Origin of the sequence: Streptomyces sp. 351MFTsu5.1 (genome assembly GCF_000383655.1) — a bacterium.
In the GTDB taxonomy this organism is placed as follows: domain Bacteria; phylum Actinomycetota; class Actinomycetes; order Streptomycetales; family Streptomycetaceae; genus Streptomyces; species Streptomyces griseorubiginosus.
Map to the genome: position 1 here is coordinate 88,140 of NZ_KB911788.1, position 26,587 is coordinate 114,726.

Here is a 26,587-nt window from a genome sequence, read left to right on the forward strand (position 1 = left end):
CGGTGCGGTCAGCAGAGGCATGCGCCCCGTGACACCGAGCCGCTCAACGGCCCAGCGCCGGGATCACCCGTTCCGCGAACAGCCGCAGGCTTCGCCAGCCCTCCGCCACCGGCATCCCGCCCGCCAGGGGATGCAGGACGAGGTTGTCCAGCTCCAGTTCCACGCACTGGTCCGGCGTGAGGATGCGGTACACGCCCTCCGCGCGCAGCTCGTCCACCGACGAGGCCGCCGACCGCACCGCCGAGCGGATGTCACCGGACTGCCAGGAGGCGTACGTGCGGGCCTCGTGCAGGAAGTGCTCGCCGTGCCGGTCCCACACCTCGTCCGGGTCCTCGGCGATGTGCAGCAGCGGTGTCTCGGCGGTCGGCATCATGGTCCAGCCCTCCGTGCCGTACTCGACGAGCCGCTCCTTGTAGTACGCCTCCAGCTCCGGCAGATGCGCGCTGGGGAAGAAGGGCAGACCCAGGCGGGCGGCTCGCCGGGCCGCGGCCTTCGAGGAACCGCCGACCAGCAGGAGCGGGTGCGGGTCGGTCAGAGGGCGTGGGGTGACCCGTACGGTACGACCGCGGTACTCGAACTCCTCGCCGGTCCAGGCCTTGAGCAGGGTCTCCAGAAGCTCGTCCTGGATCCGGCCCCGGCGCCGCCACTCCACGTCGAACAGTGCGTACTCCTCGGGGCGGTACCCGATCCCTGCCACCGTCACCAGGCGGCCGCCGCTCAGCAGGTCCAGTACGGCGATCTCCTCGGCCAGGCGCAGCGGGTCGTGGAGCGGGCCGATGATCGCGGAGACCGTGACCGCGATCCGCCGGGTCGCCCCGAACACCGCGCCGGCGAAGGCGAACGGCGAGGGCAGCCAGTTGTTGTCGACGCCGTGGTGCTCCTCGGTCTGCACGGTGGTGACGCCGTGCTCGTCGGCGTACGCGGCCATGTCCACCGCGGCCCGGTAGCGGGCGCTGAGGGAGGCGGGCGTGGCGCCGGGCTCGACGAGGTTGAACCGGACGACCGTGACGGGCATGGGGGCCTCCTTCACCGGGCGGTTGGTGCGGGGGACGGTAGCTGACGGCACGTCAGATGGCCATGGTCGCGGGTGCGCCGGTGGCCGTGGTCACGGTCGGGGCGGCCGTGATCGGAGGCCCGGGCGGCCGTGACCGGTCCGTGTCCCGGGCGTGGCCGCTGACCCTCCCCCGGGAGGCAGGGATGGATACTGGACGGGTTATGGAAACCGTCATCCTTGCTGTAGTCATCGCCGTGGTCGTGCTCGGTGTGCTCGGCGGGCTCGTCGTCGGCAGCCGGCGCAAGAAGTCGCTGCCCCCGCCGCCCCCCGCCGCGCCCGACATCACCGCCCCTCCGGCCGAGCCGCACGTCGGCGACGAGGCCGAGACGCCGCGCGACGAAGCGCGCCGGACCATTGAGGAGGTGGATCTCCCGGACGGCTCCGCGCCGCCCGTCACCGAAGAGCTCCCGGCGGCGGCCGGGATCGAGATCCCGGAACCCACCGCCGGACGTCTGGTCCGGCTGCGGGCCCGGCTCTCCCGCTCGCAGAACGCGCTCGGCAAGGGGCTGCTCACGCTCCTGTCGCGTGAGCACCTCGACGACGACACCTGGGAGGAGATCGAGGACATCCTCCTCACCGCCGACGTCGGCGTGGCCCCCACCCAGGAGCTGGTCGACGGCCTGCGCGAGCGGGTCAAGGTGCTCGGCACCCGCACCCCGGACGAACTGCGCGGACTGCTCCGTGAGGAGCTGCTCAAGCTGGTCGGCACCGAGGTCGACCGCACGGTGCGGACCGAGCCGGACGACCGCAAGCCGGGCATCGTGATGGTCGTCGGCGTGAACGGCACCGGCAAGACCACCACCACCGGCAAGCTCGCGCGTGTGCTCGTGGCCGACGGGCGGACCGTCGTCCTCGGCGCCGCCGACACCTTCCGAGCCGCCGCCGCCGACCAGCTCCAGACCTGGGGCGAGCGGGTGGGCGCCCACACCGTGCGCGGGCCCGAGGCCGGCGACCCCGCCTCCGTCGCCTTCGACGCGGTGAAGGAGGGCAAGGAGATGGGGGTCGACGTGGTCCTCATCGACACCGCGGGGCGCCTCCACACCAAGACCGGCCTCATGGACGAGCTCGGCAAGGTCAAGCGGGTCGTGGAGAAGCACGCGCCGCTCGACGAGGTGCTGCTGGTCCTCGACGCCACCACCGGGCAGAACGGCCTGGTACAGGCCCGTGTCTTCGCCGAGGTCGTCGACATCACCGGCATCGTCCTGACCAAGCTGGACGGCACCGCCAAGGGCGGCATCGTGGTCGCGGTCCAGCGCGAACTGGGCGTGCCGGTCAAGCTGATCGGGCTGGGCGAGGGCGCGGACGACCTGGCGCCGTTCGAGCCGGAGGCGTTCGTGGATGCGCTTATCGGCGAGTAAGAAGTCCCGGTACCCCCGTACGCGAAGAAGCGCCCGCCCCAAGGTGCAGTGGGGAGCGGGCGCTTCGCTGCGTACGGCTGTACGGCTGTACGTGCCGGCGTTCGGCTACGCCCGCGACCGGTGTGCCACGTACGCCAGGGTGCCCAGCAGCAGCCTCGCCGCCGGGGGTTTCGTCGCCGTGTCCAGCGACGGGGGGCGCAGCCACTGCACGGGGCCCAGACCGCCGCGGTCCGACGGGGGAGCGGTGATGTACGCGCCGGGGCCGAGGCCGTGCAGGTCCAGGGAGGTCGCGTCGTCCCAGCCCATGCGGTAGAGGAGTTCGGTGAGGTCGGCCGCGGCGCCGGGGGCGACGAAGAACTGGGCGCGGCCCTCGGGGGTGGCCGTGACCGGGCCCAGGGGCAGGCCCATGCGCTCCAGGCGGACCAGGGCGCGGCGCCCGGCCGGCTCGGCGACCTCGATGACGTCGAAGGCCCGCCCGACCGGCAGCATCACGGAGGCGCCGGGGAACTCCGACCACGCCTTGGACACGTCGTCGAGGGTGGCGCCGGCCGGGACCTGGGGCGCGAAGTCCAGTGGGTGGGCGCCCGGGAGACGGCAGTCCGGGCGTCCGCAGGAGCAGGCGCCCGCAGCGGCCCGCGCGCCCGGGACGACGTCCCAGCCCCAGAGTCCGGTGAACTCGGCGACGGCGGTGCACTCCGAGGAGCGGCCGCGCCTGCGCGTACCGGTACGAATCTCCCGAATACCGCCGATCGTGAAGCCCATGCCCCCTCCAACGGGTTCACCGCGCCGGTGGTTACGAGACGGACGCGGCCAGTCACTCTCCGTTTCCTCTTCCGGGCGATGGCGGCGCCCGGAAGTGCCCCGGGTGGTGTGCCGGGTGCTGCGCGCCCCTGCGTGCACCGCTCCGCCCACCCCCGCTCGGTCTATGTCAAGTGAATCGTGTGGAGGCGACCGTGAGTTCATTCGAAGGGGTGGCGAATGGTGGCGTTTCCAGGATCGCCATGGCTGGACGCGTGATCGTAGGATTACTTTGAGTGCACAAGTCCTGGGGGCACATGCACTTGTGGGTATGCCGGAGGCAAGTAGGTTCCCCGTTCGAAGGCTGACAACTGCCGGACGAACGGCTGTATTTACCGGCATTCTGATAAGGCTTGGCGCACTCGGCGACAAGTGGTCTCAGGGAATGGGGGCGTTCCAGTGGGCGGCAACAGCGGAAGCGGGACGGGCACCGGGAGCACCGCGCAGCCCGACAAGCGACCCAACGAGCTGCTCACCTCCTGGTTCGTGCGCAGCGGCTGGTCGAAGGGCGAGCTCGCCCGCCAGGTCAACCGCAGAGCGCGCCAGTTGGGCGCCAATCACATCTCCACCGACACCTCGCGGGTGCGCCGCTGGCTGGACGGCGAGAACCCCCGCGAACCCATCCCCAGGATCCTGTCCGAGCTGTTCTCCGAGCGGTTCGGATGCGTCGTCTCCGTCGAGGACCTCGGACTGCGCGCCGCCCGCCAGTCGCCGTCCACGACCGGGGTCGACCTGCCCTGGACGGGCCCGCAGACCGTGGCCCTGCTCAGCGAGTTCTCGCGCAGCGACCTCATGCTGGCGCGGCGCGGCTTCCTCGGAACCTCGCTGGCCCTGTCCGCGGGTCCGTCCCTCGTCGAGCCCATGCAGCGCTGGCTGGTCCCCGGCCCCGGTGCCACCCCGCACCGCGAGCCCGACCCGGCCGCCGCCCGCCGTGCCGGCCGGCTCTCCCGGCCCGAGCTCGACCTCCTCGAGTCCACCACCGTGATGTTCCGGCAGTGGGACGCCCAGTGCGGCGGGGGGCTGCGCCGCAAGGCCGTCGTCGGCCAGCTGCACGAGGTGACCGACCTGCTCCAGGAGCCCCAGCCCGAGACGACCACCCGCAAGCTGTTCAAGGTCGCCGCCGAACTGGCCGAGCTCGCGGGCTGGATGTCGTACGACGTCGGCCTCCAGCCCACCGCCCAGAAGTACTTCGTCCTCGCCCTGCACGCGGCCAAGGAGGCCGGCGACAAGCCGCTCGGCTCCTATGTCCTGTCCAGCATGAGCCGCCAGATGATCCACCTGGGGCGGCCCGAGGACGCCCTGGAGCTGATCCACCTCGCGCAGTACGGCAGCCGGGACTGCGCGAGCCCGCGCACCCAGTCCATGCTGTATGCGATGGAGGCCCGCGCCTACGCGAACATGGGCCAGCCGGGCAAGTGCAAGCGTGCGGTCCGGATGGCCGAGGACACCTTCGCCGACGCCGACGACTGGGACGAGCCGGATCCCGACTGGATCCGCTTCTTCTCCGAGGCCGAGCTGTACGGCGAGAACTCCCACTCCTACCGCGACCTCGCCTACGTCGCCGGTCGCAGCCCCACCTACGCCTCGCTCGCGGAACCCCTCATGCAGCGGGCCGTGGAACTCTTCTCCGACGACACCGAGCACCAGCGGTCGTACGCACTCAATCTCGTCGGCATGGCCACCGTGCACCTGCTGCGGCGCGAGCCCGAACAGAGCGCGGGGCTGGTGGAACAGGCCATGGGCATCGCCAAGAAAGTCCGCTCCGAGCGCGTCAACACTCGTATTCGAAAGACGGTCGACACCGCCGTACGCGATTTCGGTGATCTCGCCGAGGTCGTGGACCTGACCGAGAAGCTCGCCGTCGAACTGCCCGAGACCGCGGAAGCCGTCTGAGACCCCGCGGATCCCCGTAACCCCGGCCGCGGCCGGCCCTCCCGAACTGCCCGACTCGGCTCCCCCATGCCAGGTCATCGGAAGGCCGACCGCGGCCGGTTTCTTTCCTTCTACGAAGGTTGCGCCACGATAACGATCGACGCGGCCCGAATCTGCCAGTTCATCGACGCGTAACACACCAGGCACCTTCGTCATGGCGGCGAAACAACGAGGGGCTTCCACCGAAACCGCGCTGCGCCAATCTCATGGCGCATAACCGGTCCACCCCCTCAAAGACCGCTCAGGCTCTGCCCGCACGGGGCCGTACCAACGACGAGGAGACGCCGATGGCACCAGCCATCACGCTCGCCGCGGACAAGCTGTCCGTGGCCAACACAGGTTTCATGTTGATCTGTTCCGCCCTGGTGCTGATCATGACCCCGGGCCTGGCCTTCTTCTACGGAGGCATGGTCCGGGTCAAGAGCACCCTCAACATGCTGATGATGAGCTTCATCAGCATGGGTATCGTCACCATCCTGTGGGTGGTCTACGGCTTCTCCATGGCGTTCGGCACGGACCACGGCTCGCTCATCGGCTGGGAGAACGACTTCTTCGGCTGGACCGGCATCGACAAGGCCGACATCTGGTCGGGGTACACGATCCCCGTCTTCGCCTTCGCCGTCTTCCAGATGATGTTCGCGATCATCACGCCCGCCCTGATAAGCGGCGCCCTCGCCGACCGGGTGAAGTTCTCCGCCTGGTCGCTGTTCGTCCTGCTGTGGGCGACGGTCGTGTACTTCCCGGTCGCGCACTGGGTCTGGGGCACCGGCGGCTGGGCCTTCGAGCTCGGAGTGATCGACTTCGCCGGTGGTACCGCGGTCCACATCAACGCGGGTGCCGCGGCGCTCGGCGTGATCCTGGTCATCGGCAAGCGCGTCGGCTTCAAGCGTGACCCGATGCGCCCGCACAGCCTCCCGCTGGTCATGCTCGGTGCCGGTCTGCTCTGGTTCGGCTGGTTCGGCTTCAACGCCGGCTCCTGGCTGGGCAACGACGACGGCGTCGGCTCGCTGATGTTCGTCAACACCCAGATCGCCACCGCGGCCGCCATGCTCGCCTGGCTCGCCTACGAGAAGATCCGCCACGGCGCGTTCACCACGCTCGGTGCCGCCTCCGGTGCGGTCGCCGGTCTGGTCGCCATCACCCCCTCCGGCGGTGCGATCACCCCGATCGGCGCGATCGCCATCGGCGCCATCGCCGGTGTCGGCTGCGCCGCGGCCGTCGGCCTGAAGTACCGGTTCAACTACGACGACTCCCTGGACGTCGTCGGTGTCCACATGGTCGGCGGTGTCCTCGGCTCCCTGCTGATCGGCTTCTTCGCCAGCGGCAAGGGCCAGTCCGACGTCAAGGGCCTCTTCTACGGCGGCGGCATGGACCAGTTCTGGAAGCAGTGCGCCGGTGTCTTCGCGGTGCTCGCCTACTCGCTGATCGCCTCCGCGATCCTCGCCTTCCTCCTCGACAAGACCATCGGTATGCGGGTCAGTGAGGACGAAGAGGTCTCCGGTATCGACCAGGCCGAGCACGCCGAGACCGCATACGACTTCAGCGGTGCCGGCGGCGGTTCCGCCAAGGTCGCCGTCGCGGCCGCTGCCGAGTCCAAGAAGGTGGACGCATGAAGCTCATCACCGCCGTCGTCAAGCCGCACCGGCTCGACGAGATCAAGGAAGCCCTCCAGGCCTTCGGGGTCCACGGCCTGACGGTCACCGAGGCGAGCGGTTACGGTCGTCAGCGGGGCCACACCGAGGTCTACCGCGGTGCCGAGTACACCGTCGACCTGGTCCCGAAGATCCGCATCGAGGTCCTCGCCGAGGACGACGACGCCGAGCAGCTGATCGACGTCATCGTCAAGGCGGCCCGCACCGGCAAGATCGGTGACGGCAAGGTCTGGTCCCTGCCGGTCGAGACGGCCGTACGGGTCCGGACGGGCGAGCGCGGCCCGGACGCGCTCTGACCGAAGAACAGAACAGGAGCGGCTGGGTGACGAGCACGGACGTGCACAAGGACGTAGAGGACTCGGGACCCAGCGGCTACGCGGCGGCCCGGCTGCGCCTCCTCCAGGAGGGGGCGCGGTCCGGGCCGCCGCGCCGTTCCGCCCTCTCCGAGCTGACGGACGACTGGCTCGCGGGCCTGTTCTCCGCGGGCTCCGAGCAGCCGCGCGGGGTCTCCCTGATCGCCGTCGGCGGCTACGGCCGCGGCGAGCTGTCGCCGCGCAGCGACCTGGACCTGGTCCTGCTGCACGACGGCAGCGACCCGACCGCGGTCGCCGCCCTGGCCGACCGCATCTGGTACCCGGTGTGGGACCTGGGCCTCGCCCTCGACCACTCGGTGCGCACGCCCGGCGAGGCGCGCAAGACGGCCGGAGAGGATCTGAAAGTCCAACTCGGTCTCCTGGACGCCCGTCACCTCGCGGGCGACCTGGGCCTGACCGCCGGGCTGCGCACGGCCGTCCTCGCCGACTGGCGCAACCAGGCGCCCAAGCGCCTCCCCGAACTCCAGGAACTGTGCGCCGAGCGTGCCGAGCGCCAGGGCGAACTCCAGTACCTGCTGGAGCCCGACCTCAAGGAGGCCCGCGGCGGACTCCGGGACGCGACCGCCCTGCGCGCCGTCGCCGCCTCCTGGCTGGCCGACGCGCCCCGTGAGGGCCTCGACGACGCCCGGCGCCGGCTGCTCGACGTCCGGGACGCCCTGCACCTGGCCACCGGCCGCGCCACCGACCGGCTCGCGCTCCAGGAGCAGGACCAGGTCGCCGCCGAACTCGGCCTCCTGGACGCCGACACCCTGCTGCGCCAGGTCTACGAGGCCGCCCGGGTCATCTCCTACGCCAGTGACGTCACCTGGCGCGAGGTGGGGCGCGTGCTCAGGTCGCGCTCCGTGCGGCCGCGCCTGCGCGCCATGCTCGGCGGCGGCAAGCCGGTCCCCGAACGCTCCCCGCTCGCGGAAGGCGTGGTGGAGCAGGACGGCGAGGTCGTCCTCGCCCGGGCCGCCCGCCCCGACCGCGACCCCGTGCTCCCGCTGCGCGCCGCGGCCGCCGCCGCCCAGGCCGGACTCCCGCTCTCCCTGCACGCCGTGCGGCGCATGGCGGCCAACGTCCGCCCGCTGCCCACGCCCTGGCCCGCCGAGGCCCGCGAACAGCTCGTCACTCTGCTCGGCTCCGGCCCCTCGACCGTCGACGTCTGGGAGGCCCTGGAGGCGGAGGGCCTGATCACCCAGCTGCTGCCCGACTGGGAGCGGGTGCGCTGCCGCCCCCAGCGCAACGCCGTGCACATCTGGACCGTCGACCGGCACCTCATCGAGACGGCCGTACGCGCCTCCGAGTTCACCCGCCGCGTCCACCGCCCCGACCTGCTGCTGGTCGCCGCACTGCTGCACGACATCGGCAAGGGCTGGCCCGGCGACCACTCGGTGGCCGGCGAGATCATCGCCCGTGACGTGGCGGGCCGGATCGGCTTCGACCGGGACGACGTCGCCGTACTCGCCGCTCTGGTACGCCACCACCTGCTGCTCGTCGACACCGCCACCCGGCGGGACCTGGACGACCCGGCCACCGTGCGCTCGGTCGCCGAGGCGGTCGGGTCGCAGGGCACGCTGGAGCTGCTGCACGCGCTGACCGAGGCCGACGCGCTGGCCACCGGTCCGGCCGCCTGGTCGTCCTGGCGGGGCTCGCTCGTCGCCGACCTGGTCAAGCGGGTGGCCGCGGTGCTCGCCGGGGACGCCCCCGAGGAGCCCGAGGCCGCGGCGCCCACCGCCGAGCAGGAGCGGCTCGCCATCGAGGCGGTCGCGACCGGCGGACCGGTGCTGTCGCTGCGGGCCCAGACCGAACCGCCCGTGACCGCCGAGGACCAGCCGGCCGGGGACCCCGAGCCGCTCGGCGTGGAGCTCGTGATCGCCGTACCGGACCAGCCGGGTGTGCTGCCCGCGGTGGCCGGAGTGCTGGCGGTGCACCGGCTCACCGTGCGCACCGCGGAACTGTGCGCCCTGGAGCTGCCCGACGGCGTCGAGGGCTCGGTGCTGCTGCTGAACTGGCGGGTCGCCGCCCAGTACGGCTCGCTGCCCCAGGCGGCCCGGCTGCGCGCCGATCTCGTTCGGGCCCTGGACGGCTCCCTGGACATCGCCGGGCGGCTGGCCGAGCGGGACGCCGCCTACCCGAGGCGCCGGGGTGTCGTCGCGCCCCCCGCGCGCGTGGCGGTCGCCGCGGCGGCCTCCCGGCACGCCACCGTCATCGAGGTGCGCGCCCAGGACGCCCCCGGACTGCTGTTCCGCATCGGGCAGGCGCTGGAGGACGCCGGGGTGCGGATGCGCAGCGCGCATGTGTCGACCCTGGGCGCCAACGCGGTCGACGCGTTCTACGTGACCGACGGCAAGGGGGCCCCGCTGGCGAGCGCGGAGGCGGCTTCCGTGGCCCGGAAGCTGGAGGAGACCCTGCGGGGCTGACCGGGGGATCCCGGCGAGCCATGTCGCCGGGATACCCTGGAGGGCGATTCCCAGCTGCCACCGACCCCGAGGACCGCGAGCGCCGTGTTCGATACTCTTTCCGATCGCCTCTCAGCGACTTTCAAGAACCTGCGCGGCAAGGGACGGCTCTCCGAGGCGGACATCGACGCCACCGCGCGCGAGATCCGTATCGCGCTCCTCGAGGCGGACGTGGCCCTGCCCGTCGTCCGCACGTTCATCAAGAACGTCAAGGAGCGGGCCCTCGGCGCCGACGTCTCCCGTGCGCTGAACCCCGCCCAGCAGGTCCTGAAGATCGTCAACGAGGAACTCGTCACGATCCTCGGCGGCGAGACCCGGCGCCTCAGGTTCGCCAAGAACCCGCCCACCGTGATCATGCTGGCGGGTCTCCAGGGTGCCGGTAAGACCACCCTCGCGGGCAAGCTCGGCCACTGGCTGAAGGAGCAGGGCCACTCGCCGCTGCTCGTCGCCGCCGACCTCCAGCGCCCCAACGCCGTCAACCAGCTCAGCGTCGTCGCCGAGCGCGCCGGGGTCGCGGTCTACGCCCCGGAGCCGGGCAACGGCGTCGGCGACCCGGTCAAGGTCGCCAAGGACTCCGTCGAGCACGCCAAGGCGAAGGTCCACGACATCGTGATCGTGGACACCGCCGGCCGGCTCGGTATCGACGCCGAGCTGATGCAGCAGGCCGCGGACATCCGCGACGCCGTCAGCCCCGACGAGATCCTCTTCGTCGTCGACGCGATGATCGGCCAGGACGCGGTCAACACCGCCGAGGCCTTCCGCGACGGCGTCGGCTTCGACGGCGTGGTGCTCTCCAAGCTCGACGGTGACGCCCGCGGTGGCGCGGCCCTGTCGATCCGGCAGATCACCGGCAAGCCGATCATGTTCGCCTCCAACGGCGAGAAACTGGAGGACTTCGACGCCTTCCACCCCGACCGGATGGCCTCCCGCATCCTCGACATGGGTGACCTGCTCACCCTGATCGAGCAGGCGGAGAAGACGTTCAGTCAGGAAGAGGCCGAGAAGATGGCCTCCAAGCTGGCGTCCAAGAAGGGCCAGGACTTCACCCTGGACGACTTCCTGGCCCAGATGGAGCAGGTCCGCAAGATGGGCAGCATCTCCAAGCTGCTCGGCATGCTCCCGGGCATGGGCCAGATCAAGGACCAGATCAACAACCTGGACGAGCGGGACGTCGACCGTACGGCAGCGATCATCAAGTCGATGACCCCGGCCGAGCGCCAGGAGCCGACCATCATCAACGGCTCGCGCCGCGCCCGTATCGCCAAGGGCTCCGGTGTCGAGGTCAGCGCGGTCAAGAACCTGGTCGAGCGGTTCTTCGAGGCCCGCAAGATGATGTCCCGCATGGCCCAGGGCGGCGGGATGCCGGGCATGCCGGGGATCCCGGGCATGGGCGGCGGCCCCGGCCGCGCCAAGAAGCAGCCGAAGAAGGCCAAGGGCAAGCAGCGCTCCGGGAACCCGATGAAGCGCAAGCAGCAGGAGGCCGAGGAGGCCGCCCGCAAGGCCGCCCAGGGCGGCAGCGCCTTCGGGGTCCCCGGCCAGCAGGCTCCGCAGGACTTCGAGCTGCCGGACGAGTTCAAGAAGTTCATGGGCTGAGTCGTCGGCCGTATCGCCGGGGGCGCTCCTCTTCGGAGGGGCGCCCCCGCGCCGTGCACGGAGGGCGACGGTTACGGCGTGCGCGCGATCAGGTAGCGGAACACGTTCGGCATCCACACCGTGCCGTCCGGGCGCTGATGCGGATGGAGCGCCTCCGTCACCTCCTCGTCCACCTGAGCCTGGTCGGTCGCCGCGATCGCCGCGTCGAACAGCCCGGTCGACAGCAGCCCCTTGAGCGCGCTGTCGAGGTCGGCGTACCCGAAGGGACAGGCCACCCGGCCCGAGCCGTCGGGCCTGAGCCCGGCCCCCTCGGCGACCTCCTCCAGGTCGTCGCGCAGTGCCGGGCGCCAACGGGCCGTGCCCCGCAGCGGATCCGCCAGCTTGGTGGCCACCCGCAGCACGGACGACGTGGCACACCGCTCCGGCGGCCCCCACCCCACGAGCACCACGGCCGCCCCCTGCGCGGCGAGCGGCGTCGCCGAGGCGAGCAGGTCCCCGAGCCCCTCCGAGTCACCCGCGAGACAGCCGATCGGCTCGAAAGCGGTCACCACGGTGTACGGCGGCGCCCCGGCGTCGGTGACGTCCTCGGGTGTCCCCGTGGCGAGGCGGGGGCGATTTCGCGCGCGCGAAGCCCCCGTCTCCGGCTGTAACCGCTCCCGCGCGAGGGCCAGGCGCTCCGGGGAGCCGGCCTCGACACCGGCGACCGCGGCGCCTCTGGAGGCCGCCATCAGCAGGGCCAGTCCGCTGCCGCAGCCGAGGCCCAACAGCCGCGTCGCCGGGCCCACTTCCAGTCGCTCGTAGACGGCCTCGTACAGCGGAACCAGCATCCGCTCCTGGATCTCGGACCAGTCACGCGCGCGTGCGCCGAGGTCCGCGCGGGAGGTGTCTCCCGCCGAGGTCCGGTGCTGCCGCACGAGCGTAGGTGTCATGGATAAGCGCCCCATTCCGCCGTCGGTTGACTCTGTGCTCGGTTCCGTAGCCCCCGTGACGTGGTCTCGCACTTCCCCCGTATGCCAGGTAACTCCCCACTCGTCCGCTCGTCCAGAGGGTGAAGGGCCCCGTTTGCCCGGGGGGCGGTGCAGGCGAAAAGAATTCACATGGCGGCAACGTGGGCCCGTAACATCGCGCCATGGCAAAGGCACCTGTTCTCACACCCCGGGCGGACGACTTCCCGCGCTGGTACCAGGATCTCGTCACCAAGGCCGAACTGGCCGACAACGGTCCGGTGCGCGGCACCATGGTCATCCGACCGTACGGCTACGGGCTGTGGGAGCGGATGCAGGCCGAGATGGACGCCCGCATCAAGGCCACGGGCACCCAGAACGCGTACTTCCCGCTGCTGATCCCCCAGTCCTACCTCACCCGCGAGGCCGACCACGTCGAGGGCTTCGCGCCCGAACTCGCGGTCGTCACCCACGGCGGCGGCAAGGAGCTCGAAGAGCCCGCCGTCGTCCGCCCCACCTCCGAGATGATCATCAACGAGTACTTCTCGAAGTGGGTGCAGAGCTACCGCGACCTGCCCCTGCTGATCAACCAGTGGGCGAACGTGGTGCGTTGGGAGCTGCGGCCCCGGCTGTTCCTGCGGACGACCGAGTTCCTGTGGCAGGAGGGCCACACCGCGCACGCCACCCAGGAGGACGCGCGCGACTTCGCCTCGCACATCCACCGGCAGGTCTACGAGGACTTCATGACGAACGTCCTCGCCATGGACGTCGTCCCCGGCCGCAAGACCGTCAAGGAGCGGTTCGCCGGGGCCATCAACACCCTCACCCTCGAAGGGATGATGGGCGACGGCAAGGCCCTCCAGATGGCCACCAGCCACGAGTTGGGCCAGAACTTCGCCAAGGCCTTCAACACCACCTACCTGTCGAAGGACGGCGCCCAGGAACTCGTCTGGCAGACCTCCTGGGGCTCCACCACCCGCATGATCGGCGCCCTGGTGATGATGCACGGCGACGACAACGGCCTGCGCGTCCCGCCCCGGCTCGCGCAGACCCAGGTCGTCGTGCTCGCCATCAAGGGGGACGAGCCGGTTCTGGCCAAGGTCCGCGAACTCGGCGACCGGTTGAGGGCGGCGGGCCTGCGCGTCCACGTCGACGACCGCACCGACACCCCCTTCGGCCGCCGCGCGGTCGACTGGGAGCTCAAGGGCGTGCCGGTCCGCGTCGAGGTCGGACCCCGTGACCTGGAGAACGGCACCGCGATGGTGGCCCGGCGCATTCCGGGCGGCAAGGAGGCGATCGCCTTCGACGATCTCGTACGGCTCGTCCCGGCCGCCCTCGAGGAGGACCAGGCGCTGCTGCTGGCCCAGTCCCGGGAGCGCCGCATGTCCCGTACGGCCGACGTGTCGACGTTCGAGGAGGCCGTCGAGGCCGCTGTCGCCGGCGGCTGGGCGCGGATCCCGTGGGCCGTCCTCGGCGAAGAGGGCGAGGCCAGGCTGGCCGAGCACGCGGTGACCGTACGGTGTCTGGTCGCGGAGGACGGGTCGGTGCCGGGCGCCGACGACGCGCCCGGTAACGTCGCGGTCGTCGCACGCGCTTACTGAGGCAGCGCACTTCGGTGCGAGAGCGACCGAAACGCCTCTTGCACGTCCACGGATCACCACCGCACCGGCGCGTGGACACGATCTACGCGCCGGTGCGTACCTCACGCTACGTACCGGCTTGGTATGAGCTGCGAGGCTTCTCCGCAGATCAGCGCACCCGCCCTCGTCTCCACGCATCAGCGGCAACTGACGGGTACGTGCAAATTATTTGGGATGCCCCGGAATAGGAACACAGCAGCACTCTGGCTCGTTGTCATTACGTGAGCACGACACAGACACCACCTGTTCTCGCCGCAGAGCTGGCAGAGGCGTGGGCCGACATTCAGCGGTACCACCCCGAGCTGCCCGACCTTGCCGCGCCAGAGTCACTGATCGGGGAGTCGTCGTCCGCCTGCGGTCACGAGCTCTCCTTCGAGCGACTGCTTCACGAGGCAGTCCACGGCATCGCCGCCGCGCGAGGCATTCGCGACACCTCCCGCGCCGGCCGCTACCACAACCGCAGATTCCTCGCGATCGCCGAGGAGATGGGCCTGGACCACCCCGAGGAGCCGCATCCCAGCAGCGGCTTCTCGCTGGTCACGCTCACCCCCGAGGCGAAGCGCCGGTACCGCCCGACCATCGAGCGGCTCCAGCGCGCCCTCAAGGCCCACACCGCGGCGACCTCCGCCGACACCGCACGCTCCTTCCGCGGTCCGGCTGCCCGGCACGGTTCCTCCGGGGGCGGGGTCCGGGTCAAGGCGGTCTGCGACTGCGGCCGCAACGTCCGGGTCGTCCCCTCCGTGCTGGCCCAGGCGCCGATCGTCTGCGGGGGGTGCGGCAAGCCGTTCCGGATCCCCGAGATCGTGGGCGCGGCGGCAAGCTGAGATCGCGGCTGCTCGTGGCAGCCGCGGTCGGCCACGGGGCACCCGGAGTGCCGGGTGCCCCTCAGGCATGCTCGCGCGTGACCTCGGTCCGAAGCGAGTCGCGGGGTGTGGCACAATGGCTAGCTGTACTCGACAGCCGCACAGGAACCCTCTCGCCTCCGGCTGACGCGTCCATCGGGCACTCGGGTACCGCAACCCCACGCGGCAATCTCGCCGTGCCCAACCACGTCAAAACCAGGAGAACCCACTCCCGTGGCAGTCAAGATCAAGCTGAAGCGTCTGGGCAAGATCCGTTCGCCTCACTACCGCATCGTCGTCGCCGACTCCCGTACCCGTCGTGACGGTCGTGCGATCGAGGAGATCGGCCTGTACCACCCGGTGCAGAACCCCTCGCGCATCGAGGTCGACACCGAGCGTGCGCAGTACTGGCTGGGTGTCGGCGCGCAGCCGACCGAGCCGGTTCTCGCCATCCTCAAGCTGACCGGCGACTGGCAGAAGTTCAAGGGCCTGCCGGCTCCGGCTCCGCTGCTCGTCGCCGAGCCGAAGGCCGCTCGCCCGGTCTTCGACGCCCTCGGTGGCGACGACGAGGGCAAGGGTGAGGCCATCACCCAGAAGAAGAAGGCTGAGAAGAAGGACGAGGCTGCCGCCGAGTCCGAGTCGACCGAGGCCTGAGCATGCTCGAGGAGGCTCTCGAGCACCTCGTGAAGGGCATCGTCGACAACCCTGACGATGTGCAGGTCGCCTCGCGCAACCTGCGCCGCGGGCGCGTACTGGAGGTCCGGGTCCACCCCGACGACCTCGGCAAGGTGATCGGCCGCAACGGCCGCACCGCACGCGCCCTGCGCACCGTCGTGGGCGCCATCGGCGGCCGCGGTGTCCGCGTCGACCTCGTCGACGTGGACCACGTCCGCTGACGCAACGCAGCACCGGCTCGGGCCGGGGAGGGCCATCGGGCCGTCCCCGGCCCGTAGTCGTATGAGGGTCCGTAGTCGCAGGACAGGAGAGCAAGCACAGTGCAGCTGGTAGTCGCACGGATCGGCCGCGCCCACGGCATCAAGGGCGAGGTCACCGTCGAGGTACGTACAGACGAGCCGGAACTCAGGCTCGCCCCCGGTGCCGTACTCGCCACCGATCCCGCCGCCACGGGGCCCCTCACGATCGAGACCGGCCGCGTCCACAGCGGCCGGCTCCTCCTGCGCTTCGAGGGCGTGAAGGACCGCACCGCCGCCGAGGCCCTGCGCAACACCCTCCTGATCGCCGACGTCGACCCCGACGAGCTGCCGGAGGAGGAGGACGAGTACTACGACCACCAGCTCATGGACCTCGATGTGGTCACCGCGGACGGCGTCGAGGTCGGCCGTATCACCGAGATCTCGCACCTGCCGTCCCAGGACCTCTTCATCGTCGAGCGGCCCGACGGCAGCGAGGTGATGATCCCCTTCGTCGAGGAGATCGTCGCCGAGATCGACCTGGAGGAGCAGAAGGCGGTCATCACCCCGCCGCCCGGGCTGATCGACGACCAGGCAGAGATCGTCTCCTCGCGGGAAGAGTCGTAAGAGATGCGGCTCGACGTCGTCACGATCTTCCCCGAGTACCTCGAACCCCTGAACGTCTCCCTCGTCGGCAAGGCACGCGCGCGTGGGCAGCTCCAGGTCCATGTGCACGACCTGCGTGCCTGGACCTACGACCGTCACAACACCGTCGACGACACCCCGTACGGCGGCGGACCGGGCATGGTCATGAAGACCGGGCCCTGGGGGGACGCGCTGGACTCCGCGCTGGCGGACGGATACGAGACGGGCTCCCACGCGCCCGCCCTCATCGTCCCCACCCCGAGCGGCCGGCCCTTCACCCAGGAACTCGCCGTCGAGCTCTCCGCGCGCCCCTGGCTGATCTTCACGCCCGCGCGCTACGAGGGCATCGACCGCCGGGTGATCGACGAGTACGCGACCAGGATGCCGGTCTACGAGGTGTCCATCGGCGACTACGTCCTCGCCGGCGGCGAAGCGGCCGTACTGGTCGTCACAGAGGCCGTCGCGCGGCTGCTGCCCGGGGTCCTCGGCAACGCCGAGTCGCACCAGGACGACTCCTTCGCGCCCGGCGCGATGGCCAACCTCCTGGAGGGGCCGGTCTACACCAAGCCGCCCGAGTGGCGCGGCCGCGGCATCCCGGACGTGCTGCTCAGCGGGCACCACGGCAAGATCGCCCGCTGGCGGCGCGACGAGGCCCTGAGGCGTACGACGGCCCACCGGCCCGACCTCATCGAGCGCTGCGACCCCAAGGCCTTCGACAAGAAGGACCGCGAGATGCTCTCCATCCTGGGCTGGGCGCCCGACCCGGAGGGCGAGCCCTACGGGCGATTTTGGCGCAGGCCAGAAGGCATGGAACAATAGGTCGCTGTTGTGCGTCGTCCGGCGTGCGCCCCTGCCACAGGGGGACACGACGCCCGCCCCGACACGGACAGCATCCTCACGAAACACGACTACCGCCGATGACCTGTGGCATGGGCGAAGAAAGCAGACGAAATGTCTCACCTGCTCGACTCCGTCGACGCCGCGTCGCTGCGCAGCGACATCCCGGCCTTCCGCCCGGGTGACACCGTCAACGTCCACGTGCGCGTCATCGAGGGCAACCGCTCCCGTGTGCAGCAGTTCAAGGGCGTTGTCATCCGTCGCCAGGGTGCCGGTGTCCGCGAGACCTTCACGGTCCGCAAGGTCTCGTTCTCCGTCGGCGTCGAGCGCACCTTCCCGGTGCACACCCCGATCGTCGAGAAGATCGAGCTCGTCACCCGCGGTGACGTGCGTCGCGCCAAGCTGTACTACCTCCGTGAGCTGCGCGGCAAGGCCGCGAAGATCAAGGAGAAGCGCGACAACTGAGCGCTTTTCGGAGGTCACAGCGGGGCCGGATAGCATCTGGCCCCGATGGACACCGAAGCACAGCAGACGGAGCGCGACCGCTCCTCCCGTCCCGCACCAGGGACCGCGGAGGGACGGTCGCGTTTCGCGTTGGTGTCGAGGATCACGGAGTGGGTGCCCGGCGGCCGGATCTCCCTGTCCCTGCTGCTCTGCCTGGTCTTTCTTTTGCTGATCAGTACGTTCGTGGTCAGACCTTTCCAGATTCCTAGCGGATCCATGGAAAACGGATTGAGGGTCGGGGACCGCGTTCTCGTAAATAGGTTGGCGTACCGTTTCGGTGCCGAGCCGCAGCGCGGTGATGTGGTGGTGTTCGACGGATCGGGGTATTTCGGGGACGGGGACTACATCAAGCGCGTGGTGGGTGTGGGGGGAGACCATGTGGTCTGCTGCGACAAGAAGGGGAGGGTCGAGGTGAACGGCCGGTCGGTCGACGAGTCGGGCTTCCTGTACCCGGGTGACGCTCCGTCCTCGGTGCCCTTCGACGTCGAGGTGCCCGAAGGCACGCTGTTCGTCCTCGGCGACCATCGCAGCGTCTCCAGCGACTCCCGCGACCATCTCGGCTCTCCGGGCGGCGGCATGATCCCCGTCGGTGACGTCCTCGGCCGGGCCGACTGGATCATCTGGCCGGCCGACCACGCCACCCGGCTGCGTCGCGCGGCGGCGTACGCACGCGTGCCTGTTCGCGCCGACGCGGAGGGTGCGGATGGGTAACCGCGGCAAACCGCGCGGTGTGTCGACCACGCCCGCCGAGAACCTCCTGCCCACCGGCGTCCGGCGTTCCACCAGCCCCGGCGGCGGCCGCTCGCGCGCGGAGCGCCGCAAACTCCAGCGCAAGGTCAAGCGGCGCAGACGGCGCGGCGCGGTCAAGGAGATACCGCTCCTCGTGGGCGTGGCCGTCCTGATAGCGCTCGTCCTGAAGACGTTCCTCGTCCAGGCGTTCGTGATCCCGTCCGGATCCATGGAGCAGACGATCCGGATCGGCGACCGCGTCCTGGTCGACAAGTTCACCCCGTGGTTCGGCTCCGAGCCGAAGCGCGGGGACGTCGTCGTCTTCAAGGACCCCGGCGGCTGGCTCCAGGACGAGCAGACCACCACGAGGAAAGCCGACCCCGTCGTCGTCAAGCAGGTCAAGGAAGGCCTCACCTTCATCGGCCTGTTGCCGTCGGACAACGAGAAGGACCTCATCAAGCGGGTCGTCGGCGTCGGCGGGGACCGCGTCAAGTGCTGTGACACCCAGGGGCGGGTGACCGTCAACGGCGTCCCCCTGAGCGAGACCGACTACCTGTATCCCGGCAACGCCCCGTCCACCCAGCCGTTCGACATCACCGTCCCCCAGGGGCGGCTGTGGGTGATGGGCGACCACCGCGCCAACTCCGCGGACTCCCGCGCGCACCAGGACACCGACTACGGCGGCACCGTGTCCCTGGACTCGGTGGTGGGACGGGCCAGGGTCATCGCATGGCCTTTCGGGCACTGGACCATGCTGGACGAACCGAAAACTTACTCTTCCGTTGCCGACTCGGCGTCCGGGGCGACCACAGCCTCCCGGGCGTCGCTTAGGGTTGCTCCCGAGGATCCGAACCAAGCGATCCAACTCCCGAGCCCTGCGGAACTCCCGCTCGTTATGGGAGTGGTGGGCCTGCGCCGTACATGGGGCAGGCGGCGGCACAGAGTGAGGAGTTGGCGTGGGGGATGTGGCGGTTGGCGCACGGTCCGGGCACGACGGCGAGGAGCACCGCGGACGCCCCGTGGACGCAGCCGACCCGGCCGCGGAGGGCGCCGTAACCTTCGGGAATGACCCGGCCGCGGGCGGGGACGGCCCGCCGGTCGACGAGCCCCCCAGGACCGGTGGCGGCGGGACGGGCGACTCGGCGCCCAAGGCGAAGAAGCCGCGCTCCTTCTGGAAGGAGCTGCCCATCCTGATCGTCATCGCGCTGGTGCTCGCGCTGCTGATCAAGACGTTCCTGGTGCAGGCCTTCTCGATCCCTTCCGACTCGATGCAGAACACCCTCCAGCAGGGCGACCGCGTCCTGGTCGACAAGCTCACCCCGTGGTTCGGCTCCAAGCCCGAGCGCGGCGAGGTCGTCGTCTTCCACGACCCCGACAACTGGCTGGCCGGCGAACCGACCGCGGACCCGAACGCCGTACAGACGTTCCTCTCCTGGATCGGCCTCATGCCGTCCGCCGAGGAGAAGGACCTCATCAAGCGTGTCATCGGCGTCGGCGGTGACACGGTCTCCTGTTCGGGCACCGGCCCGCTGAAGGTCAACGGCAAGGCGCTGGAGGAGTCGTCGTACGTCTACGCCGGCAACACTCCGTGCAGCCAGGACGACCAGGGCGGCCAGTTCACCGTGAAGGTGCCCAAGGGCTACATCTGGGTGATGGGCGACCACCGGCAGAACTCCCGGGACTCCCGCTACAACCAGTCGGACTCGCACCACGGCATGGTCCCGGTCGACGACGTCGTGGGCCGCGCCATCGTCAAGGCCTGGCCGGTCAACCGCTGGGGCACCCTGCCGAAGCCGGACACCTTCAGCCAGGCCGGGATCAACGACCAGGCGTCGGCGTCCGCCGCCCTGACGTTCGCGCCGCAGGGGGTCGCGCTCGTGGGCGCGGTGCCGGTGGTGCTGTGGCGGCGCCGGAAGGCTTCGGTGGAGCGGTCTCGCTGAGAGCGTTGCCGCGAAGGTGTCGGTTGAGCGTTCCCTCGGGCGCAGGACCTCCCTGGTGAAAGCTTTGCGGAGCTTGCGACCTCGGGCGGCCGGGAAGGGCTGACCCCGTCAGGTACCGCCGGGTAGGGTGCGGACCCATGGGTGGCGAGAGCGCAATACGTACGGCCCCGCGCAGCGGTGGCACCAGCACACGCCCGGCGGGCAGCCGGACCGGACAGCGACTGTCCGGTCTGGCCGTCGCGCTGGGCATCGTGCTGTTCCTGGGCGGGTTCGCCTGGGGGGCGCTGGCCTACCGGCCGTTCACCGTGCCGACCAGCTCCATGTCTCCCACCATCGCCGCCGGTGACCGGGTGCTCGGACAGCGCGTCGACGCGGACGAGATCCGCCGGGGCGACGTCGTCGTCTTCAACGACAAGGCGTGGGTGACCGGCGCCCTCGTGGTCAAGCGCGTCGTCGCGGTCGGCGGGGACACGGTCGCCTGCTGCACGAACGGCAAGCTGACCGTGAACGGCAAGGAGATCGACGAGCCGTACCTCAAGGGCGGCCTGGTCGAGGACAAGGCCATCCCGACCGTGAAGGTGCCTCAGGGCCGGCTCTTCCTCCTCGGTGACGAGCGGCAGGGCTCACTGGACTCCTCCGCGCACCTCACCGACGCGGCGCAGGGCACGGTGGCGCGCAGCGCCGTGGAGGCCCGGGTGGACGCCGTCGTCTGGCCCTGGAAGGGCATGCTGGAGCGTCCGACCGGCTTCGGCAAACTCGGTGCCCTCTCCACGCCGGGCCCGCTGAACACGATCCTGCTGCTGATCGTCGTGGGCGCCGTGCTGGTCCTGGGCGGCGGTGCGTACGGTCCGGTCGCGAGCCTTCTCGCCAGGCGGCAGCGGGTACGGACGGAGCCCGTCGGTGCCCGCTGAGGTGGGGGGCGGGTCTTTGGGCTCGGCGGCTTCCGCCGGGGCGGCCGGTGGGTCGTCGGGCCCCGCTTCCGCCGCGGCCGGGTCTGCGGGCTCGGGCCAGGCCTCGAAGGGGGAATCGGACGCGTTCTCGGCCGGAGGAGCCTCGGCTGAAGCTCCGGGTGGGGCCGCGGAGGCGCACGAGGGCGGGTTGCGCAAGGTGGCCCGGGTGGTGCTGCTCGATCCCGAGGACCGGATCCTGCTGCTGCACGGGCACGAACCGGACGACCCCTCCGACGACTGGTGGTTCACGCCGGGCGGAGGACTCGAGGGCGACGAGACCCGTGAAGAGGCCGCGCTGAGGGAACTCGCCGAGGAGACCGGCATCACCGAGGTGGAGCTCGGGCCGGTGCTCTGGCGGCGGACGTGCTCCTTCCCGTTCGCGGGCCGCCGCTGGGACCAGGACGAGTGGTACTACCTGGCCCGTACGACGCAGACGGCCACCGAGGCGAGAGGCCTCACCGAGCTGGAGCGGCGCAGCGTCGCCGGAGCGCGCTGGTGGACGTGTCAGGAACTGACCCGGGCACATGAGACGGTGTATCCGACCAGACTCGCCGAGCTGCTGCGAAGGCTGCTCGACGAAGGCCCCCCGGCCGGACCCGTGACCCTCGACACCGAAATCGTCTAGGGGCTGACGGGGCTGGCGCACAATAGTGGGATCGCACGGCTGAAGGGGAACATGCCATGAGCGCCGAGGACCTCGAGAAGTACGAGACCGAGATGGAGCTGAAGCTCTACCGGGAGTACCGCGATGTCGTCGGTCTGTTCAAATACGTGATCGAGACCGAGCGACGCTTCTACCTGACCAACGACTACGAGATGCAGGTCCACTCGGTCCAGGGTGAGGTGTTCTTCGAGGTGTCCATGGCGGATGCGTGGGTGTGGGACATGTATCGGCCGGCTCGCTTCGTGAAGCAGGTCCGGGTGTTGACGTTCAAGGACGTGAACATCGAGGAGCTGAACAAGAGTGACCTGGAGCTGCCGGGCGGGTGACCCGGGCAGGGTGTTTTTCACCCGTGTGGGTGACGGGGTTTTCCACAACCGCTGAGTAGTCCACCAAGATCAACACGGTGGGCGGGATTGCGTGATCGTCGGTGCCGGAGGTGGTGCCGACATGAACGCACGCAGTGCACTCGGCAAGTACGGCGAGAGTCTGGCCGCGAGGCGGCTGACCGAGGCCGGGATGACCGTCCTGGAGCGCAACTGGCGCTGTGGCAGGACCGGTGAGATCGACATCGTGGCGCGGGACGGGGAGGTCCTGGTCGTCTGCGAGGTCAAGACACGGCGCACGGGGGCCTTCGAGCACCCCATGGCCGCGGTGACCCCCGAGAAGGCGGAGCGGCTGCGGGGCCTCGCCGCGTGCTGGATCCACGCCCATGGAGGGGCACCGCCGGGAGGTGTCCGTATCGACCTGGTGGGCGTGGTCCTGCCCCGGCGCGGCGCGCCCGTGGTCGAGCATGCGCGGGGGGTGGCCTGAGATGGGTTTCGCTCGTACGTGCTCGGTGGCGCTGGTGGGCGTCGAGGGGGTCGTGGTCGAGGTCCAGGCGGACCTGGAGCCGGGGGTGGCGGCGTTCACGCTGGTGGGGCTGCCGGACAAGAGCTTGACGGAGAGCCGGGACCGGGTGCGGGCTGCCGTCGTGAACTCCGGCGGTGAATGGCCGCAGAAGAAGCTGACGGTGGGGCTCAGCCCCGCATCGGTGCCGAAAGCGGGTTCGGGGTTCGACCTCGCCGTTGCCTGCGCGGTGCTGGGCGCCTCCGAGCGGATCGACCCGCGGGTGCTCGCCGACATCGTGATGATCGGAGAACTGGGCCTGGACGGCCGGGTGCGTCCCGTCCGGGGCATCCTGCCGGCGGTGCTGGCGGCGGCGGGCGCCGGTTACGAGCAGGTCGTGGTGCCGGAGTGCGCCGCCGCGGAGGCCTCACTGGTGCCCGGCGTCTCCGTTCTCGGGGTGCGCAGCCTGCGGCAGCTGATCGCCGTGCTCGCCGACGAGCCGGTGCCCGAGGAGGCGCCGGACGAGCCGGGCCGCCCCGACCCGCTGCTGGCCGGTCTCCGCGTGCCGGGTACGGGGGCCGCCACCGGGATGCACAGCGCGGGAGCTGCCCAGCAGGACCATGGGCACGACCTGGCCGACGTGGTCGGTCAGATCTCGGCGCGGACAGCGGTGGAGGTCGCGGCGGCGGGGAGCCATCACCTGTTCCTGGAGGGGCCGCCCGGCGCAGGCAAGACCATGCTCGCGGAGCGGCTGCCGGCCGTCCTGCCCCGGCTGGCCAGGGAGGAGTCCCTCGAAGTGACGGCGGTCCACTCGGTCGCAGGGCTGCTGCCGCCGGGCAAGCCCCTGATCGACGTCGCCCCCTACTGTGCCCCGCACCATTCCGCCACCATGCAGGCCCTGGTCGGCGGCGGTCCCGGCATCGCCCGGCCGGGCGCCGTCTCGCTCTCTCATCGCGGGGTGCTCTTTCTGGACGAGACGCCCGAGTTCAACACCCAGGCGCTGGACGCGCTGCGCCAGCCCTTGGAGGCGGGGCACGTGGTCATCGCGCGCAGCGCGGGCGTCGTGAGGTTCCCGGCGAAGTTCCTGATGGTGCTCGCGGCCAACCCGTGCCCCTGCGGACGCTTCTCGCAGACCGACGACTTCTGCGAGTGCCCGCCCTCGGCGATCCGGCGCTACCAGGCACGGCTCTCCGGTCCGCTGCTCGACCGGGTCGACCTGCGGGTCCAGGTGGACCGGGTCACGCGCGACCAGCTCACCCAGCGGGGTGCCCGGGGAGAGTCGACCCAGGTGGTCGCCGACCGGGTGCGCGCTGCCAGGGACAGGGCCGCGACGCGTTTCGCCGGCACCCCCTGGCGGACCAACAGCGAGGTGCCCGGGCGTGAGCTGCGCAGTCGCTGGCACGCCGTGTCGGGGGCGATGGACGAGGCCGAGCGCAACCTGGAGCGCGGCGTCCTGACCGCGCGGGGGCTCGACCGTGTCCTGCGGGTCGCCTGGACAGTCGCGGATCTCGTCGGACACGACCGCCCGGACGCGACCGACGTCGCCCTGGCACTGCAACTGCGCACCGGCGTACCGCGCGGGGTGCCCATGGCCATCGGGGCGCTGACGTGAACGACGGTGAGCTGATCGACCGGGTCTTCCTCGCCCGGGTCATGGAGCCCGGGGACGAGGTCGGGGGGCGGTGGATTCGGGAGTGGGGAGCGGGTGCCGTGGCCTCGCGGTTGCGGGGTGGCGGTGAGGCGCTGCCCGGGGTGGGTGAGAAGCGGTGGGGCGGGCTGCTGGCCCGGGCCAGGGTGGCCGACGCGGAGCGGGACCTCGGTCAGGCGTACGAGGCCGGTGCCCGGTTCGTCGTGCCCGGGGACACGGAGTGGCCCGGCCAGCTGGACGACCTCGGGGACGCGCGGCCCATCGGGCTCTGGGTGCGAGGGAGGGCCGGCCTCAGAATGTGGGCGCTCAGGTCCGTCGCGGTCGTCGGGGCCCGTGCCTGTACGGAGTACGGGGCCCACATGGCGGCCACCCTCGGCACCGGGCTCGCCGAGCGCGGCTGGGTGGTCGTCTCCGGCGGTGCCTACGGAGTCGACGGCGCCGCCCACCGCGGTGCTCTCGGCGCCGGCGGGGCCACCGTCGCCGTGCTGGCCTGCGGGGTCGACCGGCCCTACCCGCGCGGGCACACCCAGTTGATCAACAGGATCGCCGAACAGGGTCTGGTGGTCGGGGAGTTGCCGCCCGGCGAGCATCCGACGCCCAGCAGATTCGTGCTGCGGAACCGGGTGATCGCCGCCCTCACCCGCGGCACCGTGGTCGTCGAGGCAGCCCACCGCAGCGGCTCCCTGGTCACCGCGCGGGCGGCTCGGCGGTTGGGCCGTCACACGATGGGGGTGCCCGGGCCCGCCACCAGCAGCCTGTCCGCCGGGGTGCACGAGCTGCTGCGCGAGGACGCCACGCTGGTCACGGACGCCGCGGAAGTCGTGGAGCTCGTCGGCGACATGGGGGAGCTGGCCCCGGACCGGCGCGGACCCGTGCTGCCGCGGGACCTCCTGGCCCCGGCGGCGCGGAGAGTGCTGTCCGCGCTGCCCGGGCACCGGGAGGCCGGCGTGGCCGAGATCGCCCGGGGTGCGCAGACGACCGGGGACGACGCGATCGCGAGACTGTACGAACTCCGTGCACTTGGTTACGTCGAACGACACGGCGACGGCTGGAAGTTGACACGCCAAGCGGTGATCTCGGTCCGGGGTGGCCGCAGCCCACGCTGACCGAGCGTGTTCGGCCGTCCGGGGGAACCCCCGACAACCTTGGGAATTACAGCAGTTGGGGTGTTCCGGTGATCACACAGGGCGACGGTTATGGCTGCAGTGAGTCACCGAAGGGACGCGTCCGGGCACGCACTCCGCCACGCTGTTTGCGCACTGCGACACTTCAGTCACGCTACGCTCACGGGGATTCCGACGCACTCCACGTACATCACGTACAACGCGTACTTCACAGCAGAACGGCACAAGGCGACGAATGCCCCAGCACACTTCCGGATCCGACCGGGCGGCGATCCCCCCAGCCGCCCGTGACGGTGGCAGCGTGCGGCCGCCCGCTCCCTCGACACTCGACGAGCTGTGGCGGTCGTACAAGGCGTCGGGAGACGAGCGGCTGCGCGAGCAGCTGATCCTGCACTACTCACCGCTCGTGAAGTACGTCGCCGGACGCGTGAGCGTCGGCCTGCCGCCCAATGTCGAACAGGCGGACTTCGTGTCCTCCGGGGTCTTCGGGCTGATCGACGCGATCGAGAAGTTCGACATCGACCGCGAGATCAAGTTCGAGACCTACGCGATCACCCGGATCCGGGGCGCGATGATCGACGAACTGCGGGCGCTGGACTGGATCCCGCGGTCCGTGCGGCAGAAGGCACGCAACGTCGAGCGGGCGTACGCCACGCTGGAGGCGCGGCTGCGGCGGACGCCGACGGAGGGCGAGGTCGCCGGCGAGCTGGGCATCGCGGTGGACGATCTGCACGCGGTTTTCAGCCAGTTGTCGCTGGCCAACGTGGTGGCGCTGGAGGAGCTGCTGCATGTCGGGGGCGAGGGCGGCGACCGGCTCAGCCTCATGGACACCCTGGAGGACACCGCCGCGGACAACCCCGTGGAGGTCGCCGAGGACCGGGAGCTCCGGCGGTTTCTCGCCCGGGCGATCAACACCCTGCCCGAGCGGGAGAAGACCGTGGTGACCCTGTACTACTACGAGGGCCTCACGCTCGCGGAGATCGGCAATGTGCTGGGCGTGACCGAGAGCCGGGTCAGCCAGATCCACACCAAGTCGGTGCTCCAGCTGCGGGCGAAGCTGGCTGCCTTCGGCCGCTGACCTGGCGGTACGGCTTTACGGCGACGGCAGGTCGACCGGAGTGACTCCCGTCCGCGGGGCCGCGTCCGTACAGTGGTTGACGTGCCAAGGATTCGAGCGGCCTC

Annotated in this window: 26 protein-coding genes; 23 read left to right on the forward strand and 3 right to left on the reverse strand. The window is 70.9% G+C overall.

Translation table 11 applies throughout. The features are described from left to right. Positions 1 to 43: 43 nt before the first annotated feature. On the reverse strand, positions 44 to 1,015 hold the full coding sequence (locus H295_RS0128390; RefSeq protein ID WP_020138742.1) for an LLM class flavin-dependent oxidoreductase: 972 nt from the start codon (positions 1,013 to 1,015) through the stop codon (positions 44 to 46). 200 nt (positions 1,016 to 1,215) lie between these two features. Here H295_RS0128390 and ftsY point away from each other — a divergent pair, with 200 nt between their 5' ends. Then, positions 1,216 to 2,412 carry a signal recognition particle-docking protein FtsY gene (gene ftsY, locus H295_RS0128395; protein WP_020665701.1) on the forward strand — a complete coding sequence of 399 codons (1,197 nt, stop codon included), beginning with the start codon at positions 1,216 to 1,218 and terminating at the stop codon, positions 2,410 to 2,412. A gap of 105 nt (positions 2,413 to 2,517) precedes the next feature. Here the strand turns inward: ftsY and H295_RS0128400 are convergent, their stop codons facing one another. Beyond that, on the reverse strand, positions 2,518 to 3,174 hold the full coding sequence (locus H295_RS0128400) for a bifunctional DNA primase/polymerase (RefSeq protein WP_020138745.1): 657 nt from the start codon (positions 3,172 to 3,174) through the stop codon (positions 2,518 to 2,520). 435 nt (positions 3,175 to 3,609) lie between these two features. Here H295_RS0128400 and H295_RS0128405 point away from each other — a divergent pair, with 435 nt between their 5' ends. From H295_RS0128405 to ffh, 5 genes are all read left to right on the forward strand, one after another. Further along, a complete protein-coding gene (locus H295_RS0128405; protein ID WP_020138746.1) occupies positions 3,610 to 5,103 on the forward strand; it encodes a hypothetical protein in 1,494 nt (497 codons plus the stop codon). Positions 5,104 to 5,429: 326 nt separating this feature from the next. Continuing rightward, entirely contained in the window at positions 5,430 to 6,755 is a 1,326-nt protein-coding gene (locus H295_RS0128410; protein WP_020138747.1) for an ammonium transporter, read from the forward strand. After that, entirely contained in the window at positions 6,752 to 7,090 is a 339-nt protein-coding gene (locus tag H295_RS0128415; protein ID WP_003997576.1) for a P-II family nitrogen regulator, read from the forward strand. Before H295_RS0128410 ends, H295_RS0128415 begins: the two co-directional genes overlap by 4 nt. Before the next feature lie 26 nt (positions 7,091 to 7,116). Continuing rightward, positions 7,117 to 9,570: a [protein-PII] uridylyltransferase gene (locus H295_RS0128420; RefSeq protein ID WP_020138748.1), complete on the forward strand. Its 2,454-nt coding sequence runs from the start codon at positions 7,117 to 7,119 to the stop codon at positions 9,568 to 9,570. Positions 9,571 to 9,654: 84 nt separating this feature from the next. Beyond that, entirely contained in the window at positions 9,655 to 11,202 is a 1,548-nt protein-coding gene (gene ffh, locus H295_RS0128425; protein WP_020138749.1) for a signal recognition particle protein, read from the forward strand. Between the two features lie 71 nt (positions 11,203 to 11,273). Here the strand turns inward: ffh and H295_RS0128430 are convergent, their stop codons facing one another. Next, positions 11,274 to 12,131, reverse strand: coding sequence for a methyltransferase type 11 (locus tag H295_RS0128430; RefSeq protein WP_028809832.1), 858 nt, complete (start codon positions 12,129 to 12,131; stop codon positions 11,274 to 11,276). 200 nt (positions 12,132 to 12,331) lie between these two features. Here H295_RS0128430 and proS point away from each other — a divergent pair, with 200 nt between their 5' ends. The 17 genes from proS (at position 12,332) to whiG (ending at position 26,483) form a co-directional block, all read left to right on the forward strand. Next, positions 12,332 to 13,747, forward strand: a complete 1,416-nt coding sequence (gene proS / locus H295_RS0128435; RefSeq protein ID WP_020138751.1) for a proline--tRNA ligase — start codon at positions 12,332 to 12,334, stop codon at positions 13,745 to 13,747. A gap of 260 nt (positions 13,748 to 14,007) precedes the next feature. Further along, complete coding sequence (locus H295_RS0128440) at positions 14,008 to 14,610, forward strand: hypothetical protein (protein WP_020138752.1); 603 nt, start codon at positions 14,008 to 14,010, stop codon at positions 14,608 to 14,610. 252 nt (positions 14,611 to 14,862) lie between these two features. After that, the gene (gene rpsP / locus H295_RS0128445) at positions 14,863 to 15,282 is read left to right on the forward strand and encodes a 30S ribosomal protein S16 (protein WP_020138753.1); all 420 of its coding nucleotides are present in this window, start codon (positions 14,863 to 14,865) and stop codon (positions 15,280 to 15,282) included. Positions 15,283 to 15,284: 2 nt separating this feature from the next. Next, a complete protein-coding gene (locus H295_RS0128450) occupies positions 15,285 to 15,524 on the forward strand; it encodes an RNA-binding protein (RefSeq protein WP_003973401.1) in 240 nt (79 codons plus the stop codon). A gap of 99 nt (positions 15,525 to 15,623) precedes the next feature. Continuing rightward, positions 15,624 to 16,166 (forward strand): ribosome maturation factor RimM, encoded by a 543-nt coding sequence (gene rimM / locus H295_RS0128455; protein ID WP_020138754.1) that lies wholly within the window; start codon positions 15,624 to 15,626, stop codon positions 16,164 to 16,166. Between the two features lie 3 nt (positions 16,167 to 16,169). Continuing rightward, a complete protein-coding gene (gene trmD / locus H295_RS0128460; protein WP_020138755.1) occupies positions 16,170 to 17,003 on the forward strand; it encodes a tRNA (guanosine(37)-N1)-methyltransferase TrmD in 834 nt (277 codons plus the stop codon). 132 nt (positions 17,004 to 17,135) lie between these two features. After that, on the forward strand, positions 17,136 to 17,486 hold the full coding sequence (rplS, locus tag H295_RS0128465) for a 50S ribosomal protein L19 (RefSeq protein WP_020138756.1): 351 nt from the start codon (positions 17,136 to 17,138) through the stop codon (positions 17,484 to 17,486). Positions 17,487 to 17,531: 45 nt separating this feature from the next. Next, positions 17,532 to 18,236 carry a signal peptidase I gene (gene lepB / locus H295_RS0128470; RefSeq protein WP_020138757.1) on the forward strand — a complete coding sequence of 235 codons (705 nt, stop codon included), beginning with the start codon at positions 17,532 to 17,534 and terminating at the stop codon, positions 18,234 to 18,236. Next, a complete protein-coding gene (gene lepB / locus H295_RS0128475) occupies positions 18,229 to 19,323 on the forward strand; it encodes a signal peptidase I (RefSeq protein WP_020138758.1) in 1,095 nt (364 codons plus the stop codon). The genes lepB (H295_RS0128470) and lepB (H295_RS0128475) overlap by 8 nt, the downstream gene beginning before the upstream one ends. Beyond that, positions 19,211 to 20,194 carry a signal peptidase I gene (gene lepB / locus H295_RS0128480; RefSeq protein ID WP_078616767.1) on the forward strand — a complete coding sequence of 328 codons (984 nt, stop codon included), beginning with the start codon at positions 19,211 to 19,213 and terminating at the stop codon, positions 20,192 to 20,194. Before lepB (H295_RS0128475) ends, lepB (H295_RS0128480) begins: the two co-directional genes overlap by 113 nt. A gap of 137 nt (positions 20,195 to 20,331) precedes the next feature. Beyond that, on the forward strand, positions 20,332 to 21,105 hold the full coding sequence (gene lepB / locus H295_RS0128485; protein WP_020138760.1) for a signal peptidase I: 774 nt from the start codon (positions 20,332 to 20,334) through the stop codon (positions 21,103 to 21,105). Between the two features lie 187 nt (positions 21,106 to 21,292). Beyond that, positions 21,293 to 21,769 carry an NUDIX hydrolase gene (locus H295_RS0128490; RefSeq protein ID WP_020138761.1) on the forward strand — a complete coding sequence of 159 codons (477 nt, stop codon included), beginning with the start codon at positions 21,293 to 21,295 and terminating at the stop codon, positions 21,767 to 21,769. A 56-nt stretch (positions 21,770 to 21,825) separates the two neighbouring features. Continuing rightward, the gene (locus H295_RS0128495; RefSeq protein ID WP_003965949.1) at positions 21,826 to 22,134 is read left to right on the forward strand and encodes a DUF2469 domain-containing protein; all 309 of its coding nucleotides are present in this window, start codon (positions 21,826 to 21,828) and stop codon (positions 22,132 to 22,134) included. Between the two features lie 121 nt (positions 22,135 to 22,255). Continuing rightward, the gene (locus H295_RS0128500; RefSeq protein ID WP_020138762.1) at positions 22,256 to 22,618 is read left to right on the forward strand and encodes a YraN family protein; all 363 of its coding nucleotides are present in this window, start codon (positions 22,256 to 22,258) and stop codon (positions 22,616 to 22,618) included. A 1-nt stretch (position 22,619) separates the two neighbouring features. Continuing rightward, complete coding sequence (locus H295_RS0128505; RefSeq protein ID WP_028809834.1) at positions 22,620 to 24,245, forward strand: YifB family Mg chelatase-like AAA ATPase; 1,626 nt, start codon at positions 22,620 to 22,622, stop codon at positions 24,243 to 24,245. 41 nt (positions 24,246 to 24,286) lie between these two features. Next, positions 24,287 to 25,387, forward strand: a complete 1,101-nt coding sequence (gene dprA, locus H295_RS0128510) for a DNA-processing protein DprA (RefSeq protein ID WP_051135623.1) — start codon at positions 24,287 to 24,289, stop codon at positions 25,385 to 25,387. Positions 25,388 to 25,640: 253 nt separating this feature from the next. Further along, a complete protein-coding gene (whiG, locus tag H295_RS0128515) occupies positions 25,641 to 26,483 on the forward strand; it encodes an RNA polymerase sigma factor WhiG (protein ID WP_028809835.1) in 843 nt (280 codons plus the stop codon). Positions 26,484 to 26,587 lie beyond the last annotated feature (104 nt).

What these genes read in the sequence shown, in the direction of transcription:
- H295_RS0128390 (WP_020138742.1), bottom strand. Translation starts at nt 1,015, where the DNA reads ATGCCCGTCACGGTCGTCCGGTTCAACCTCGTCGAGCCCGGCGCCACG.
- ftsY (WP_020665701.1), top strand. Translation starts at nt 1,216, where the DNA reads ATGGAAACCGTCATCCTTGCTGTAGTCATCGCCGTGGTCGTGCTCGGT.
- H295_RS0128400 (WP_020138745.1), bottom strand. Translation starts at nt 3,174, where the DNA reads ATGGGCTTCACGATCGGCGGTATTCGGGAGATTCGTACCGGTACGCGC.
- H295_RS0128410 (WP_020138747.1), top strand. Translation starts at nt 5,430, where the DNA reads ATGGCACCAGCCATCACGCTCGCCGCGGACAAGCTGTCCGTGGCCAAC.
- H295_RS0128415 (WP_003997576.1), top strand. Translation starts at nt 6,752, where the DNA reads ATGAAGCTCATCACCGCCGTCGTCAAGCCGCACCGGCTCGACGAGATC.
- H295_RS0128430 (WP_028809832.1), bottom strand. Translation starts at nt 12,131, where the DNA reads ATGACACCTACGCTCGTGCGGCAGCACCGGACCTCGGCGGGAGACACC.
- proS (WP_020138751.1), top strand. Translation starts at nt 12,332, where the DNA reads ATGGCAAAGGCACCTGTTCTCACACCCCGGGCGGACGACTTCCCGCGC.
- H295_RS0128450 (WP_003973401.1), top strand. Translation starts at nt 15,285, where the DNA reads ATGCTCGAGGAGGCTCTCGAGCACCTCGTGAAGGGCATCGTCGACAAC.
- trmD (WP_020138755.1), top strand. Translation starts at nt 16,170, where the DNA reads ATGCGGCTCGACGTCGTCACGATCTTCCCCGAGTACCTCGAACCCCTG.
- rplS (WP_020138756.1), top strand. Translation starts at nt 17,136, where the DNA reads ATGTCTCACCTGCTCGACTCCGTCGACGCCGCGTCGCTGCGCAGCGAC.
- lepB (WP_020138757.1), top strand. Translation starts at nt 17,532, where the DNA reads ATGGACACCGAAGCACAGCAGACGGAGCGCGACCGCTCCTCCCGTCCC.
- lepB (WP_020138758.1), top strand. Translation starts at nt 18,229, where the DNA reads ATGGGTAACCGCGGCAAACCGCGCGGTGTGTCGACCACGCCCGCCGAG.
- lepB (WP_020138760.1), top strand. Translation starts at nt 20,332, where the DNA reads ATGGGTGGCGAGAGCGCAATACGTACGGCCCCGCGCAGCGGTGGCACC.
- H295_RS0128495 (WP_003965949.1), top strand. Translation starts at nt 21,826, where the DNA reads ATGAGCGCCGAGGACCTCGAGAAGTACGAGACCGAGATGGAGCTGAAG.
- H295_RS0128500 (WP_020138762.1), top strand. Translation starts at nt 22,256, where the DNA reads ATGAACGCACGCAGTGCACTCGGCAAGTACGGCGAGAGTCTGGCCGCG.
- H295_RS0128505 (WP_028809834.1), top strand. Translation starts at nt 22,620, where the DNA reads ATGGGTTTCGCTCGTACGTGCTCGGTGGCGCTGGTGGGCGTCGAGGGG.
- dprA (WP_051135623.1), top strand. Translation starts at nt 24,287, where the DNA reads ATGGAGCCCGGGGACGAGGTCGGGGGGCGGTGGATTCGGGAGTGGGGA.
- whiG (WP_028809835.1), top strand. Translation starts at nt 25,641, where the DNA reads ATGCCCCAGCACACTTCCGGATCCGACCGGGCGGCGATCCCCCCAGCC.